The 16,742-nt window shown below is 48.1% G+C and carries 12 protein-coding genes; 2 read left to right on the top strand and 10 right to left on the bottom strand.

The features are described 5' to 3' along the window. Positions 1-402: 402 nt before the first annotated feature. From prfB to EKM71_RS03415, 5 genes are all read right to left on the bottom strand, one after another. Positions 403-1,519 (bottom strand): peptide chain release factor 2 gene (prfB, locus tag EKM71_RS03435; RefSeq protein ID WP_125573276.1). Its coding sequence is split into 2 segments (ribosomal slippage): positions 403-1,446 and positions 1,448-1,519, totalling 1,116 coding nucleotides; the frame shifts between segments, so codons are not numbered across the junction. A gap of 167 nt (positions 1,520-1,686) precedes the next feature. Next, positions 1,687-4,050 carry a preprotein translocase subunit SecA gene (secA, locus tag EKM71_RS03430; protein ID WP_125573275.1) on the bottom strand — a complete coding sequence of 788 codons (2,364 nt, stop codon included), beginning with the start codon at positions 4,048-4,050 and terminating at the stop codon, positions 1,687-1,689. Between the two features lie 195 nt (positions 4,051-4,245). After that, a complete protein-coding gene (gene hpf, locus EKM71_RS03425; protein ID WP_057878733.1) occupies positions 4,246-4,797 on the bottom strand; it encodes a ribosome hibernation-promoting factor, HPF/YfiA family in 552 nt (183 codons plus the stop codon). Positions 4,798-4,936: 139 nt separating this feature from the next. Beyond that, on the bottom strand, positions 4,937-5,356 hold the full coding sequence (locus tag EKM71_RS11155; RefSeq protein WP_225417983.1) for a ComF family protein: 420 nt from the start codon (positions 5,354-5,356) through the stop codon (positions 4,937-4,939). A gap of 248 nt (positions 5,357-5,604) precedes the next feature. Continuing rightward, positions 5,605-6,924 (bottom strand): DEAD/DEAH box helicase, encoded by a 1,320-nt coding sequence (locus EKM71_RS03415; RefSeq protein WP_125573273.1) that lies wholly within the window; start codon positions 6,922-6,924, stop codon positions 5,605-5,607. Positions 6,925-6,998: 74 nt separating this feature from the next. Here EKM71_RS03415 and EKM71_RS03410 point away from each other — a divergent pair, with 74 nt between their 5' ends. Continuing rightward, the gene (locus tag EKM71_RS03410; RefSeq protein WP_125573272.1) at positions 6,999-7,652 is read left to right on the top strand and encodes a YigZ family protein; all 654 of its coding nucleotides are present in this window, start codon (positions 6,999-7,001) and stop codon (positions 7,650-7,652) included. A gap of 70 nt (positions 7,653-7,722) precedes the next feature. On the opposite strand, the gene EKM71_RS03405 is transcribed toward EKM71_RS03410, so the two are convergent. The 5 genes from EKM71_RS03405 to EKM71_RS03385 all read right to left on the bottom strand — a co-directional run bounded on the left by EKM71_RS03405 (position 7,723) and on the right by EKM71_RS03385 (position 14,374). Further along, complete coding sequence (locus tag EKM71_RS03405; RefSeq protein ID WP_125573271.1) at positions 7,723-8,817, bottom strand: glycosyltransferase family 4 protein; 1,095 nt, start codon at positions 8,815-8,817, stop codon at positions 7,723-7,725. Between the two features lie 415 nt (positions 8,818-9,232). Further along, positions 9,233-11,068, bottom strand: coding sequence for an APC family permease (locus EKM71_RS03400; protein ID WP_125573270.1), 1,836 nt, complete (start codon positions 11,066-11,068; stop codon positions 9,233-9,235). Positions 11,069-11,533: 465 nt separating this feature from the next. Further along, positions 11,534-13,159: a chaperonin GroEL gene (groL, locus tag EKM71_RS03395; protein WP_125573269.1), complete on the bottom strand. Its 1,626-nt coding sequence runs from the start codon at positions 13,157-13,159 to the stop codon at positions 11,534-11,536. Positions 13,160-13,216: 57 nt separating this feature from the next. Beyond that, positions 13,217-13,501: a co-chaperone GroES gene (gene groES, locus EKM71_RS03390; protein ID WP_057878742.1), complete on the bottom strand. Its 285-nt coding sequence runs from the start codon at positions 13,499-13,501 to the stop codon at positions 13,217-13,219. A gap of 234 nt (positions 13,502-13,735) precedes the next feature. Then, positions 13,736-14,374: a redox-sensing transcriptional repressor Rex gene (locus tag EKM71_RS03385; RefSeq protein WP_057878743.1), complete on the bottom strand. Its 639-nt coding sequence runs from the start codon at positions 14,372-14,374 to the stop codon at positions 13,736-13,738. A 234-nt stretch (positions 14,375-14,608) separates the two neighbouring features. Between EKM71_RS03385 and EKM71_RS03380 the strand changes: the two genes are divergently transcribed. After that, positions 14,609-16,561, top strand: coding sequence for an ABC-F family ATP-binding cassette domain-containing protein (locus EKM71_RS03380; RefSeq protein WP_125573268.1), 1,953 nt, complete (start codon positions 14,609-14,611; stop codon positions 16,559-16,561). Positions 16,562-16,742 lie beyond the last annotated feature (181 nt).

Genomic DNA, 16,742 nt, shown 5'->3' with positions numbered 1-16,742 from the left:
GCCTGGTACCATCCCTAACTTCTCCCTGCTAAGATAGCCCTCTGTGACATCCATTAACTACTGTTTTGCTTCCATTACGAAAACACAGCGTTCTAACAATTCAAAAAAATAACCATCACTGCTTATCCACTGAGTGATGGCTACCCTAATTTTGCTTTTTTGAGGCTGTGAAACATGCGCCGCTGACTTGTCTGGTATCATCAGTGACTCGTTCTCACGATCCCACTATTTAGGCCGTGAAATCACCGCATATGGGTCTAGGCGCGTCGTTTTCCTTAATCAGTCCCCTCTGTCTGGCTTAGGTGAGAACCAATCTTAACGACTCGCGTTTGTGTCCAACCCCATATCTGGCAACCGGCAAGACGCAACCGACCACCATCATGTTCCCGCTCATAAATATAATTATTGTGGATTCTTCTGGCTCAACTGCCATTGTAAATAGGCATCGATGAACGGATCGAGATCGCCATCCATGACGGCCTGACCATTTCCCGTTTCGTAATTGGTCCGATGATCTTTCACCATGGTATACGGGTGGAAGACGTAAGAACGAATCTGTGAGCCCCAACCAATATCCAATTGCTCACCTTCGATAGCAGCTTTTTCCTGGGCCTTCTTCTCTTCTTCCCGCTCATACAGCTTAGCCCGTAACATTGCCAAGGCCGTTTGCCGGTTTTGCAATTGTGATCGTTGAGCCTGGCTCTGCGTCACAATCCCTGTTGGCAGGTGGGTAATCCGTACCGCTGAAGAGGTCTTATTGACGTGTTGGCCTCCGGCGCCGGAAGCCCGATAAACATCAACCTTCAAGTCTGCCGGATTAATCTCAACATCAACCGTATCATCCAGTTCTGGCAAGACATCGACTGACGCAAACGATGTGTGTCGCCGACCAGCTGAATCAAATGGCGAAATCCGAACCAACCGGTGAACGCCCTTCTCAGAGCGCAAGTAGCCATAGGCATTCCGCCCAGCGATCAGGAGTGTGGCACTTCCGAGTCCCGCAACATCCCCGGCTTGATAATCCAAGATGGTCACCTGAAAATGGTGCTGCTCTGCCCAGCGAGTGTACATTCGCATCAACATGGATCCCCAGTCTTGTGATTCCGTTCCCCCGGCACCCGGGTGAATTTCAAGGATAGCATTATTCCGGTCATAGCGTTGATTCAATAACAGATTCAACCGATATTGACGTAAGGCATCCTCAGCCTTGGCATAGTTTTGTTCAAACTCCGCCTGCATGTCGGCATCCGGCTCCTCTTGAAGCAACTCAACCGCTACTTCCAGATCGGCAATCTGGTCGCGCAACGCTTCGAACTCACTGACCTTTCCCTTCATTTCATTGGTTTCGTCAATCAGTTTCTGTGCAGCGTTCGCGTCATCCCAAAACCCAGGTTGGGCCATTTGCGCTTCGTTAACGCTGATGCTCTCGTTGAGGGCATCAAAGTCAAAGTGACCCCCTAAAGCCGTCGAGTTGTTCCTGCATGGCCGCAATGTTCCGTTTTGCATCGCTTAATTCCATTTTTGTTTGGCTCCTTTGTTAAATAAATTTTGTTGGTGACATTGCCCTTGTTAAAACGTGCGCTCACAGGCGGTCGACTCCGCTAAACATCGCAGACTTTCCCCATGCACACACTCTTTTTCAAAAAAAGCGAGGCCGGAATTTCTTCCCGCCTCGCCAATTCCCAATTATCGGGTAATGTTTTGTCTAATTTCTGACTTCATGAACAACCGGGTGGCATCATAATCGATATCTGAAATCATTTCTTCAAACATCCGGAAACCATCTTGTTGGTATTCAACCAGTGGGTTCAATTGACCGTAACCCCGTAACCCGATTGATTGCCGTAATTGATCCATTGCATCAATGTGGTCGGTCCAGTGGGAATCAACAACCCGTAGCAGCACAACCTTTTCGAATTCCAGCATTTGAGCCGGATCATAGAGTTGTTTTTGCTTTTCAGCGTAAACGGCTTCAGCTAAGCCCATGAAGTAAGCCTTAATCTCATCGGCTGACTTGTCCTTCAGGTCAGCGAGGCTGATCTTTTCGGGCGAAACCATGGCTGAGATTCCGAAATCAAGCAACGTATCCAAATCCCAGTCAGACTTGTCGCCTTGCGTGTGTAAATTAACCACCCGGTCAACGGTCCGCTTGATCATTGGCATCAGAACCCACTTCAGTGAGTCGCTTTGATTGATGACTTCGTTACGTTCACCATAGATCACGTCACGTTGTTGACGCATAACGTCATCGTATTGCAGCACATTCTTCCGCGAGTCATAGTTATTCCCTTCAACTCGTTTCTGAGCAGATTCAACCTGCTTAGTGATCATACGACTCCGAATAACGGCGTCTTCACCTTCAACGTTCATCCGCTCCAAGAAGCCCTTAACCCGGTCAGAACCGAATCGACGCATCAAGTCATCTTCCAGAGACAGGTAGAACTGTGTCATACCAGGATCCCCTTGACGACCGGAACGTCCACGAAGTTGGTTATCAATCCGCCGAGACTCATGACGTTCAGTCCCGATAACAGCTAACCCACCGATTTCAACCACGCCGGGTCCCAATTTAATATCGGTCCCCCGTCCAGCCATGTTGGTGGCGATGGTAACGGCACCACGTTGACCGGCATTCTGAATGATATCGGCTTCCTTCGCATGATTCTTAGCGTTCAAGACCACGTGTGGAATCTGCTCTTGATCGAGCCGTTCGGACAGGTATTCGGACGTTTCAACGGCAACGGTCCCGATTAACATCGGTTGCCCCTTGGCGTGTAACGTCTTGATTTCTGTCACAACAGCATCGAACTTAGATTCCAGGGTTGGGTACAACAGGTCAGGTTGGTCAACCCGGACAACCGGTTTGTTGGTTGGCACGGAAACAACTTCCATATTGTAAATTTCCCGGAATTCTTCGGCTTCGGTCTTCGCCGTACCCGTCATTCCAGAAAGTTTCTTGTACATCCGGAATAAGTTTTGGTAGGTGATGTTGGCCATCGTCTTGGTTTCTTCTTGAATCTCAACGCCTTCCTTGGCTTCAATCGCTTGGTGCAAGCCATCGGAGTAACGCCGACCATCCATAACTCGTCCAGTAAACGAGTCAACGATGAGGACTTCCCCATCTTGAACCACGTAATCTTTATCACGCAACATGATGTAGTTAGCCCGTAAGGCTTGGTCCATGTGGTGCGTCAAAGCCGTGTTGTCGGTGTCGTAAAGGTTCTTCAGGTTGAAGTATTTTTCAGCCTTTTCAATTCCTGTATCGGTCAAGGCAACCGTCTTAGATTCCAAATCAATCTTAAAGTCGTCTTCTTCATGCAGGGTCTTGGCAAACCGATCAACACGTTGATACAAGGCACTCGTACCTTCGGATTGACCAGAAATGATCAGTGGCGTCCGGGCCTCATCGATTAAAATGGAGTCCACTTCGTCGACAATGGCGAAGTTCAACGGACGTTGAACCATATCTTCTTTGTAGACGACCATGTTATCCCGCAGGTAATCGAACCCGATTTCCCCGTTGGTGGAATACGTAATGTCAGCCAGGTACGCCTCACGCTTCTCCTCAGAAGACTTTTCGGCAGAGTTCAGTCCAACCGTCAAGCCCATCCAGTTGTACAGTTCTCCCATTTCAGTGGCATCACGTGCAGACAGGTATTCATTAACCGTCACAACGTGAACCCCTTTGCCGGCTAAGGCATTCAGGTAAACTGGCATCGTTGCGGTCAAGGTTTTCCCTTCACCGGTCTTCATTTCAGCAATGTTACCTTCGTGAAGGACAATCCCCCCCATGATTTGGACGTGGAATGGATAGAGGCCGAGGACCCGCTTCGCACCTTCACGAATGGCAGCGAAGGCCTCTGGCAATAAATCATCCAAGGTTTCGCCGTCTTGATAGCGCTGTTTAAATTCTGGCGTTTTAGCTTTCAGATCTTCATCTGACAGCTTTGCGTAATCGTCAGCGTAAGCGCCAACTTCATCCGCTAATTTACTTAGGCGTCGTAAAGTCCGTCGATCACTTTCGACCCATCGTTTCAAAATATTTGGCATGTGAGAATTCCCTTCAGTACTTTTATAAGTCTATTTAAAGTTACCTATTTCTTGGTAATAAATCAACCTACATTTTAACACTAACCCGGGCAAGATGAAACTTTTCTACCCATCTACCGAATGATGAAAGCGGATTCTTTGCGTGCTGAGACTAAAAAAGCACCGCCTAGGCGGTACTTCGTTAGTTAGTCAACATTATTGGTCGTCGGCTTCAATCAGACCATAACGGCCGTCGTTGCGGCGATAGACAATGCTGATCCCATTGGTTTCAGCATCCTCGTAGATAAAGAAGTCGTGGCCTAACATGTCCATTTGCAGAACAGCTTCTTCATTATCCATTGGCTTTAACGAAACGCGTTTAGTCCGGACAACCTCGAGTTCGTTACTTTCAGCTGGTTCTTCCGCAGCCTCTGAAGCGAAATCAAGATGCTTGTAGCCTTTTTCTCGAGACTTACGGTTAACTTTGGTCTTGTACTTGCGAATTTGACGTTCCAGCTTGTCAGTAACCAGGTCAACACTTGCATATAAGTCCGGAGAGGTTTCCTCCGCCCGTAATGTCAAGTATGGGAGTGGGATTGTTACTTCAACCTTCGCTGTCTTGTTCTGGTAGACCTTCAGGTTGACATGCGCAATTGCCTCAACTTTGTTGTCGAAATATTTCTCCAACTTGCTGATACGCTTTTCAACGTAATCCCGTATTGCGTCAGTAACTTCGATGTTTTCACCACGAATATTAAATGTGAGCATAAAACTTCTCTCCCTTCAGCCAAGAGATTGCTTGGCTTGCTCAGCACTAGAAGGACCACTCTTCTAATATGCTTTGCTTACATTTATTATAATAGAAAGCCTTCTCATAAACAATTAATCTTGTCATTTTTATCGACGTCTAACGCGCTAAAGTCAGGCTAGTAACCGCTTTCGCGCCACCCAAATAAATTTGCCGAGCTGCATGGCGTAGCGTTCGACCCGTCGTATACACATCGTCTATTAGTAACACGCGCTGATTACTTACTATTTCACTGGCCCCAGAAACCAGTTCAAAGGGTTGTGGCGTTAGAAGGCGTTCCTGCCGTGTCTTAGCCGACTGTGGACGATCCTTGTGGGTTGCCGTGACGGTCAGAACCTGCTGAAACGGTTGCCCTGTCAACCATCCCGTCACCTGATTGAAGCCACGTGTCTGCCAAGTTTGCGCATCAATTGGAATGGGAACCAAAATATCATAGTCTTCCCGGTCCAACGCCGTCCTCAGTGATGCTTGCAACCCCAACCGTAACCGATAGTCCCCCTGAAACTTATACTGTTGCATATAAGCTTTCATCCCTTCATCATAACAATACAAAGCGCGATTACGAAGGCTGTCATGCCAGCGTAGACAATCTCGACAGCAAGTATTAGACGCCTGTTGTCGGCCACACTGCGGACAATGTTGGGAATTAATCGGTGTCAACCGAGCACAACATACGGCGCACAGTGCCGGTTGTGGCAATGGCCGCCATTGCCAAATCATAGTCACCGTCACGGTCAAGTTAAATGACCGGCCACACCACACACAAGTTAACATGGTCGTCCTCCGCGACGCCGCCCCTGACGATTCAGGCGAGCAATCATGGCGCGTGCCCGATGAACATGACGCGCGTTGCTATGGCAGTACGCCAAAACCTGGCCGCCAGGATCACTGGCCAGTCGACCAACTCGCCCGGCAATCTGGACCAAGGCTGCTGTCGAAAATACTGGATCGTCCGCACCCAATATTGCCACTGCCACCCTAGGAAACGTGACGCCTCGCTCCAAAATTGTCGTCGTTAAAAGAAAACGGTACTCCCCATCCCGAAAACCCTGAACCTTTTCTTGTCGCTTGGGATCGGCGGCATGAACCGTAGCACCATCACTCAGGCCCATCTTCATGAGAACCGTCATAATCACTGGCAGATCGGCCACATGGGGCACAAAAATCAAAAATGGCCGCCGAGCAGTCCACCAAAGATGGAATTGCCGCTGAAGTCCAGCTGGGAGCCGCCCCCGCTGCAATTGTTGTCGCCAACGCCAACTGATTTTGAGTTGAATCGGTGGTAGCAAATAGCCATGATAACGCAACGGCAAGTATGTGACCGCCAATTTTCCTCGCTTAATCTCCCGTTGCAGGCGTTCTCCCGGTGTCGCCGTCAGATACAGACAACTGCCCTGTGTCTTCTGTGCGCGGTCAATGGCTACCTGTAGCATCGGACTGGTGGCCAATGGAAAGGCATCGACCTCATCAACGATAATCCAGTCGAAGGCGCGATTGAATCGTAACAATTGATGCGTGGTACAGATCGTCAGCTGACAATACCGATATGGGACCGGTTGACCACCGTAAAGCACGCACTGGTCGACTCCGGCAAAATCACGACGTAAACGCGGCGCAAGCTCCAAACAAACATCGACGCGAGGCGAAACCCACGCGACCCGCCACCCTCGAGCCAACGCCTCGGCCAAGGCCGGATAAACAATCTCAGTCTTGCCTGCCCCCGTCACAGCCCACAAGAGCTGTCGTTCGCCGGCTAAAGCATGTTTTTGGACGGCTCTAGCTGCCTGCCTTTGAATAGAACTAAGCTGGCCGTTCCAGGTCAAGCCGCCAGCCATCAAACGCGCAAAGCAGTTCGGTTCCGGAATAGTGTATAATCGATCTCGAGAGGTCAGTCGACCCAGTTGAAGGCAAGTGCGACAATACCAATCCCCGTTCGGCAAACGATCGGTTGCCGCAACCAACTGACCACAGCGTTGACACTGCCAACGCTGCCCCACCGCCGCAATTGCAGGGCTAGTCATCACATCTGGTGCTCCCGGCAAGGTTACCGGTGAGCGTCGACCAAACAATTCTGAATAATCTGTCATTTGTCATCCCTCCTCACGCGTTCAGGGATAACTCCGTAATCGACAGCGTAAAATTTGTAAAGGATGGTTATTTTATGGAAACTGATTATCTCACCATCAAAGAAGTTGGCCAACACGAACTAGAAATCAAAAAGTCTCGTTTCATCGCCGACGTTAGCCGCGTAACCACTGAAGATGAAGCCCAAGCCTTTATTGCCAGTGTTATCGCTCGAGAACCCAAGGCAACCCATCACTGCTGGGCCTATGTCTTGGGAGAACACGACGAGATTCAACGGGAAAGCGACAATGGTGAGCCCTCTGGAACCGCGGGCGTGCCCATTCTAACCGTTCTCAAACGAAACGACCTCCACAACGCCATCACGGTCGTCACCCGTTACTTTGGTGGTATCAAGCTCGGAGCTGGCGGTCTCATCCGAGCTTACAGTAATGCCACCTCCACGGGCATCGAAGCCACTGGGGTAGTTAAACTTGTCAGGCAACGTGAGCTCACTCTCACCGTATCTTATCCACTCTATGATCGTTTGGCTCACTACCTGACTGAGAAGGCCATTAGTGTACTAGACACGGCCTATACTGATGCCGTGGCCGTCACCATTGCCATTGACCTCGAGGCCGTAGACACAACACGTGATGCCATTACCGATCTGCTCAGTAACCAATTCACTGTTAAGGAAGGCCCCGTGGCCTATCACGAGGTTCCCATTGAAATTCATGCCAGCAATCGCTAGCCGTTTCATTCATCAAAAAAGGGACTCGAATCTGAACGATTCGAGTCCCTTTCGTCTACCGTCAGAATCCTTAATCGGAATTCTTTGACGTGAGCTTTTTAACAATATGATTGATCCAGTGTAACAACGGCTGTCGATCAGACCCAACCAACCCGATAGCCTCCACGAAGAGCTCCAACCCGATTAGGATGGCAATGGTCAGTAAGATCGACCCCCAGATCGTGGACAGCGGATAAAGTAAGGAAATAAAGGAAAAAATTAGGGCAATTCCGTAGATGACCAACACCGTTTGTCGGTGGGTCAAGCCTAACTGCATCAACCGGTGATGTAAATGATGTTTATCGGCGTGTGAGATCGGCTGCTTGTTCAAGATCCGGCGAATCATAGCATAAACCGTATCGGTAATCGGAACTCCCAGAATAATCACTGGAATAATTACTGAGATGAAGGTGACGTTCTTCAACCCATATAGGGAGAAACAAGCGATCATGAACCCGATGAACTGGGCTCCAGTGTCTCCCAGATAAATTCGTGCTGGGAAGAAGTTGTAAGGCAAAAAACCAACCATAGCTGCGACTAAGGCGAAAATCATGATAGCCACCCAAGTGTTAGCCACGTTGAGGAAGAAAAGTCCCGTGATCCCCGTCGTGGTTAATGCAATGATAGAAACTCCCGTCGCCAACCCGTCGAGACCATCGATTAGGTTAATGGCGTTGATAATCGCAATAATCCAGATCAACGTAATTGGTAAGGCTAACCATCCAAAATGCCAAACCCCGACGAAGGGTAGCGTCAGGTAACGCATCCGCACACCAGCAACGAAGTAAACTTCCAAGGCCGCTAAGGTTTGAAACATCACCTTTTGCCGCGGCCGCAATTCAAAGACGTCATCGATCATCCCGCCGGCAACAATAATACATTCCCCACCGAACAACCCCCAAAGTTGCTGAGTTGGCATCTGATCGCGAAGTAGAAACATGGTCGAGAAGGTGAAGGCAATGAAAATTGCCAAGCCACCCAACGTGGGCATGGGCACCTTGTTGACGCGTCGCTGATTTGGCTTATCCACCGCACCAATTTGAAACGCAAGGCGGCGTACAAACGGCGTTAGGACTGCGGAGATAATCATGGTAGCGAATAAGCTAACAATAATCTCAAATTTCATAAAGTGTCCTCTTTCTTTTCTATCGGTTCTTTTGCTAATTATACAAATCTCACAAATCAAACACAACCGCCTTTTAGGATCGCTAACGAACCTTATGGAAGATTTAAGCGGTGCTAATATTCACAAACTTATGAAATCAGTTTCATAAATTTAATAATCATTTGTGCCATATTTAGCCTCATTCTTCCAATCAATCTTGGTGTCCTCGGGATCCTTAACGCCACGTCATCTCGAAGCGATCACCCGGCGATTCCACTCATTAACCTTGTGAAAAAGCGGTTCAGTCGTCATGATTAATAGCCCTCAACCTGCTAAACAAATTCCTTAGAACCGAATTCAAAAAGCGGTGAGCCCTCCTAACAGAAGGCCCACCGCCGAGTATTGGCACCACCGAGGAAGCTCCTCGGCACCGCAACTACTCTTTTAAGTGATAGTTATAAGTTGATACAATAATATTTTCACGTGAATTCAGGGTTGCCCGCAGCCGCAAGGCCGTCTGGTTATGCAACACGTTTTGCCAAGGATGCCGTGGCACAAATTGTGGCACCAACACGGTGGTCGTGAAGTTTCGTTCGGCCGCCCGCTTGGCAATCACATCACAGAACCGCAACGTTGGTGTCGCGATTGACCGATAGGAGGAGTGAATATCCACAAACCGAATGTCAGGGAATTCTTCCTTAAATTCCTGAGCGGTCTTGTGTTCCTTCTGCGGATTTTCATCAAAGGAAACGTGCATCGCAATGACGTAATCCCCGATAGACCGGGCGTAATTAATGGCACCAGTCGTCACCCGGGTGATGTTGCTGACCAAGACAATTACTGTTGCTCCATCATACTCGTGAATCTCAGCCTTAGCTTTGGCAGCCACCCGTAATTGCTTGGCAACCTTACCATAGTGCTCGTGTATACGGTAGAACAACCGTAGAATCAATGGCATGATGATCAGGTATGGCCAAATATTGCCGAAACGCGTGATCAAGAGGAATGTCACTAAAACCACGGAAATTAAAGCCCCGATCAAATTGATGAGTGCCTTCCCTTGCCAGAAGCCTTCACGAGTTCTGAACCAATGAATAATCATCCCTGATTGAGATAACGTAAATGGCACGAATACCCCAATTGCATACAGTGGAATCAATAGTGTCGTTTGCCCATGGAAGATGAAAATCAGAGCAACGGCACCCAGCGCCAATGAGATAATCCCGTTGGAATACCCCAACCGGTCTCCTCGGTCCAAGTAGGCGTGTGGGAGAAACTTATCTTTAGCCAAGTTATAGGCCAAGATTGGAAATGCTGAGAACCCGGTATTGGCGGCGACAGCTAAAATTAAGGCCGTCGATAATTGGAAAAGATAATAAATGACGCCATGACCGAAAACGTTGGTCCCGATTTGAGACAGAACCGTTTGGCTGGCCTGTGGCCGGATACCCATGTAGTAACTCAGGAAAGTAATCCCACCGAAGAAGATCGCCAAGATAGTTGCCATAATGGCCAACGTAGCGGCCGCATTGTGACTCTTGGGTTTCTTAAAGTTTGGAACCGCGTTACTGATGGCTTCAACCCCGGTCAGTGATGATGACCCAGAGGAGAATGCCCGGAAGAACAGAAGCAACGTCATCCCAGAAACGCTTCCCCCTACCGGTGCTGCAGCGTGGTAGGTAATGTTTCCACTGACGATGTTGTAGAAGCCGACACCAATCATGATGAAAATCATTGCAATGAAGAAGTACACCGGTAACGTTAAGAACGCCGCCGATTCACGCATTCCCCGAAGGTTCATTAACATAATCCCAACAACGATTAATACCGAGACCAATACGGAATACTTCGACAAAACAGGAATAGCCGACGTAATCGCTTCAGTTCCAGAGGTCGTAGAAACGGCCACTGTTAGCATGTAATCGACCAGTAATGATCCACCCGCGACTAACCCCGCGCCTTCACCCCAATTAGTGCTGGCAACCACATAGGCCCCACCACCGGAAGGATAAGCATGAATAATTTGCTGGTAAGAAAGCGTAATCGCAAATAACAGAACTAAGACCAATGCCGCAACATATAATTGATACATCATGGCCGCGGCAGATAAGGTGATAAGAACTGTGGTGATTTGCTCAGTACCATATGCCACAGAGGATAGGGCGTCGGATGACAGTAAGGCTAATGCCTTAAACTTGGTCAACGCTTGACCGCCCTCGTCCATGGTTTTTAGAGGTTTTCCAATTAAAACCCGCTTTAAATAATGCCACATGACTAGTTACTCCTTATCTCCATAAATAATGAAAACGGGCCAAAACCCGTTTAACGTTGCTTGATTTATTGAAGTTCAAGTGCAGACGTAATTCTACTACAACTGTCTAAACATTACCACAATTACCGTAGTTAGCAACTGCAAAATAATGACCGCCGAACTTCCCCATTATCCAGCATCCACTTAGGGAAATAAAGCCTTGATTTTTAGCTGATTCTGTTGCTGGTGTTCGGAGGTGTTCTTGGTATCGGTTACATTGCCGTGTCACTTGATAAACTGAGATCAACTCGTACACCCTATTTCTCGTCAATTGTTATGTCTGATGATTATTAAACCGTTTACAAAGTCGATTGCTTATTCATCACCTTGCGAATGATTTATTCTATACTAAACTCAAAGAAGCCAACCGAACTTAATCGGTTGGCTTCTTTAAATTCATCGCTAGCAAACTAGCGACTTACTTTTTTACATCATACCGCCCATTCCAGGACCGGCTGCTGGTGCAGCTGGGGCTGGGTTATCGCTAGGCTTTTCAGCGACGACAGCTTCGGTCGTCAGCAATAATGCGGAAACGGAAGCCGCATTCTGCAGAGCAGAACGGGTAACCTTGGTTGGGTCAGTGATCCCGGCCTTAACCATGTCTTCATACTTGTTGTCAGCAGCGTTGTACCCAATACCAGGCTTTTCACCCTTCAAGTGTTCAACAACAACTGAGCCTTCAACACCGGCGTTTTCAGCGATTTGACGAACGGGTTCTTCCAAAGCACGACGGACAATGTTAACCCCGGTCAATTCGTCACCTTCGGCTTCAACCTTAGCCACGTCACCAATGACGTTAATTAAGGCAGTCCCACCACCAGCAACGAAGCCTTCTTCAACAGCGGCACGCGTTGCATTTAAGGCATCTTCAATCCGGTACTTGCGTTCCTTCAATTCAGTTTCGGTAGCAGCACCGACCCGAACCACAGCAACACCGCCGGCTAACTTAGCCAAACGTTCCTTCAGCTTGTCACGGTCGAAGTCAGAGGTTGTGTCAGCGATTTGGCCCTTGATTTCAGCCACTCGTTCAGCGATTTGATCCTTGGCACCAGCACCTTCAACAACAGTCGTGTTGTCCTTGGTGACGTTAACCTTTTGAGCTTGACCTAATTGGTCAATCGTGGTGTCCTTCAAGTTGAGACCCAAGTCGTCAGTAATGACCGTCCCACCCGTGAGGATAGCTAAGTCTTGCAATTGCGCCTTACGACGGTCACCAAAGCCAGGAGCCTTGACAGCAACGACGTTAAAGGTCCCACGCATCTTGTTCAAGACCAACGTTGGCAAAGCTTCACCCGTAATATCATCAGCAATGATTAACAGGGAACGACTTTGTTCAACGACGGATTGTAATAATGGTAAGATATCTTGAATGTTGGCAATCTTCTTATCCGTAATTAAGATATAAGGATTGTCCAAGTTGGCTTCCATCTTGTCGTTGTCGGTAACCATGTATTGAGACATGTACCCACGGTCGAATTGCATCCCTTCGACAACGTCCAAACTGGTATCAACCCCACGAGATTCTTCAATCGTAATAACCCCGTCATTACCAACCTTTTCCATTGCATCAGCGATCAACTTACCCGTTTCTTGGCTAGCTGATGAAATTGATGCGATTTGGGCAATGTCTTCCTTCGTCTTAACATCGATTGACATCTTGTGCAAGGCTTCCACAGCCGCATTCGTTGCCTTTTCGATCCCACGACGAATACCGACAGGATTAGCACCGGCAGTGACGTTCTTCATCCCTTCGTTAACGATGGCTTGCGTCAGAACCGTTGCGGTCGTCGTCCCATCACCAGCGATGTCATTGGTCTTGGAAGCAACTTCGGAAACTAACTTGGCACCCATGTTTTCAAAGTGATCTTCGAGTTCAATTGCCTTGGCAATCGTGACCCCATCATTGGTGATAGTTGGGTTACCGTAACTTTGTTCCAAAACAACGTTACGTCCCTTAGGTCCCAAGGTGGTCTTAACAGTATCAGCTAACTTATCTACACCAGCAAGCATCTTGCTACGTGCATCTTCAGAAAATTTCAATTCTTTAGCCATTATTCCAATTCACCTCATATTAGTTTTTATTGTCGATTTGGTATCAGTGGGAAAGTTCTAGTCAATAACAGCGACTAAGTCCTTTTCGTGTAAAACAAGGTAAGTGTTGCCTTGGTACTTAACTTCCGTACCAGCGTACTTATCAAACAATACTCGGTCGCCAACCTTAACAGTTGGGGCCACCTTATCGCCATTGTCTAATACCCGGCCATCGCTAACAGCAACAACGTTCGCCGTTTGGGGCTTCTCTTGGGCGTTACTTGCGAGCACGATGCCGCCAACCGTCGTTTCTTCTTCTTCTGGTTGATCTAAAATGACACGGTCTCCTAATGGTTTTAACACTTAAATCCCTCCAATGAACTTACTTTTTAGCACTGTTAGCACTTGACTAACATAAGTGCTAATCACAATATCTAATATATGGTTTTTCGTTTTAAAAATCAAGGAATTTGGTAGACGAATTTTCCTAGGACACACCCGGGGCCTACAGACAACTGACTTACGGCACATGTTTCATTTTTAGTCACCCATATAACAAAAAAAGCGCCGGGAATTTCTCCCAGACGCTCCGGTCATCTAACCTAAATTATTGTAGTGTTCCAAGAAGTAGATCAACGTCTGTAATTCGTTGGTTAAATCAACGTTTTGAACCCGGACACCCTTAGGCACCGTAATTCGCAACGGCGTAAAGTTTAGAATTCCCTTCACACCCCCGGCGACCGTTTCGTCAGTCACTTGTTGGGCAACGTCGGCAGGCACCGTTAAGATTGCGACTTCAATCTGTTGTTCTTCCAACTGCTTTCGCAGATCCGTCATAGGATAGATGGGCACCCCACTCTGAACGGTGTTGGCCATCGAGTCCTTCACATCAAAGGCGGCACTAATCCGAACGTTACCATCTTGATGGAAGTTGAAGTTTAACAGCGCGTGACCCAAGTTACCTACCCCAATTAAGGCCACACTAGTTAGCCGATCTTGGTTCAGAATTTTCTTAAAGAATTTAATTAAACTTTCAACGTCATACCCGTACCCTCGTTTACCGAGTGCACCAAAGTACGAAAAGTCCCGGCGAATAGTGGCTGAATCTACTTTTACGGCATCTGATAATTCAGTCGATGAGACCCGGGTCTTATCCGCATCCAGTAAGATGTTCAAATAACGGTAATAAATGGGCAAGCGTTTTGCTGTCGCCCGGGGAATCTTATGTTCAGTCAAAGCTTGAAACCTCCTAATCAAAATCTCTTACCAGTGTTCACAAGCACTAGTATTTTACGGCCTATTTGTCTGGATTGTGAAAATAACTTTCTTACAAATTATAGCATAACCACTCTTCTTGTGAAAGAATTTGCAAAAAGTATTCACAAGTTAGGCCTGATTTCGGTCTGACCCCAGAATATGCTAAAATAGTGGGTATTAACTCAGTGAAATGAAAAAGGAGGTTGGTTCACCGTGATACTCTTACAAGTTCAACAAGTCACCCGGCGCTTCGGGGCTAGTGTGCTCTTCGAAAACGTGAGCATGGACGTTCCCGAACACGGTCGTGTGGCCTTAGTTGGCCGTAACGGTGCGGGGAAATCCACCCTATTGAAAATGATTGCCGGCGAAACAACACCAGACGTGGGGCAAATTACCACGAAACGGGGCCTAACCATGGGTTACCAGGCTCAAAATGCCGGACTAGCATCCACGAAGACGGTGTGGAATGAGATGCTCAGTGTCTTTGCCAAGCTAATTGCCATGGAAAAACGCATGCACGAGCTCGAATCCCAGATGAGTGATCCCACGGTTACTGCCGATCAGGAGCAATTCGCCCAAGTCTCCAGTAGCTACGATCAACTTCAACAAGACTTCAGCGATCAGAACGGTTACGGCTATCAAGCCGAAATTCGCGGCGTTCTTCACGGTTTCGAATTCGATGAAGACTACTATGACAAACCCATCAATGAACTATCTGGCGGACAACGAACACAATTAGCTCTTGCCAAGCTATTGCTAGAACGTCCTGACTTGCTCATCTTAGACGAACCCACTAACCATTTGGATGTTGAAACCTTAACTTGGTTAGAAGGCTATCTACAAGGCTATCCTGGCGCCATTTTGGTTGTTTCCCATGATCGCTACTTCCTCGATCACGTGGTCAATGACGTCTATGATATGGCTCATGGCGGACTTGATCACTATCCTGGTAACTATTCCCACTACATCGCGGCTAAAGCTGAACGCCTTCGGCTATCCTGGAAGGAATACGACAAGCAGCAGGCCGAGATCAGTAAGCTCGAGGACTTTGTGAATAAAAATATTGTTCGTGCTTCGACCACCAAGCGGGCTCAGGCTCGGAGAAAACAATTGGAAAAGATGGATAAACTTGACCGACCCGAGGGAGACGAGAAGGCCGCACGCTTCAGCTTTAATCCTCGTCGTCAAAGCGGTAATGTCGTCCTTGACGTTGTTAATGGTGCCGTGGGCTATGACGATCATATTCTGGCTGCCCCCATTACTTTAGATATCAAGAAACACCAGTCAGTCGCTATCGTCGGCCCTAACGGAATTGGAAAGTCCACTCTGCTTAAAACAATTCTGGGTCGCATCCCCGCTATTCAAGGCCAAATTATCTTTGGTACTGGTGTGGATACCGGGTACTACGACCAAGACCAAGCCACCTTACACGACAAGAAGTCCGTTCTCCACGAATTATGGGATGACCATCCCACGACCCCCGAGGGTGATATTCGCTCGATCCTGGGCAGCTTTCTCTTCACCGGGACCGATGTCGACAAGAGCGTCCATAGTCTGAGTGGTGGTGAGCGAGCTCGATTACTATTAACCAAGCTCGCCCTACGTCACGATAACTTTCTAATGCTAGATGAGCCCACCAACCATTTGGACATCGACAGTCGTGAGGTCTTAGAAACCGCCTTAAATGAGTTCGACGGCACCATCCTGTTCGTTTCTCATGATCGGTACTTCATCAATCAAGTTGCCACTCAAGTCGTGGAATTGAGTCCTGAAGGTACAACACGCTACCTCGGGAACTATGACTATTACGTGGCCAAGAAGGCCGAGCAAGACGCCTATGCCGCTAAGGAAGCTCAAGAGGCTGAGGCCGCCCATCCAACCGTAACGGCCCCCAAGCAGACCCAGGTAGACTACCAAGCGCAAAAGGACCAGGCCAAGGCCAAACGAAAGTTAAGTCGGCAGGTTACTGCGCTGGAAGACCAAATGGCCGAACTCGAACAACAAAAGACGGCCATTGAAACCGAGATGAGCCAAGAAGAAAACTTCAATGATGCCGGTAAATTGGGCGATCTTCAAGCTCAGCTCACCACTATTACCACGCAACTCAGCGAGACTGAAGATTCCTGGACCGAAAAAAGTCTGGAATTGGAAGAATTCGCCGACTAACCGCAAAACCCAAAAGGACGCGACAACGATCTCACTATTCGGTGAGCCGCTGTCGCGTCCTTTTCGGTTATCCTAAAGTTATTCGAGTAACCGTCAAGCCCGGTAAGGCCACATTGCGTTCCACAGCACATTGGTTCTGCGCCTAAACTCCCCTACAGTACACAAAAAAAGGCCGTCTCCA

Origin of the sequence: Levilactobacillus huananensis, from assembly GCF_003946145.1 — a bacterium.
In the GTDB taxonomy this organism is placed as follows: domain Bacteria; phylum Bacillota; class Bacilli; order Lactobacillales; family Lactobacillaceae; genus Levilactobacillus; species Levilactobacillus huananensis.
The sequence above is the reverse complement of the archived record's forward strand: the minus strand, read 5'-3'. Positions and strand labels throughout refer to the sequence as shown.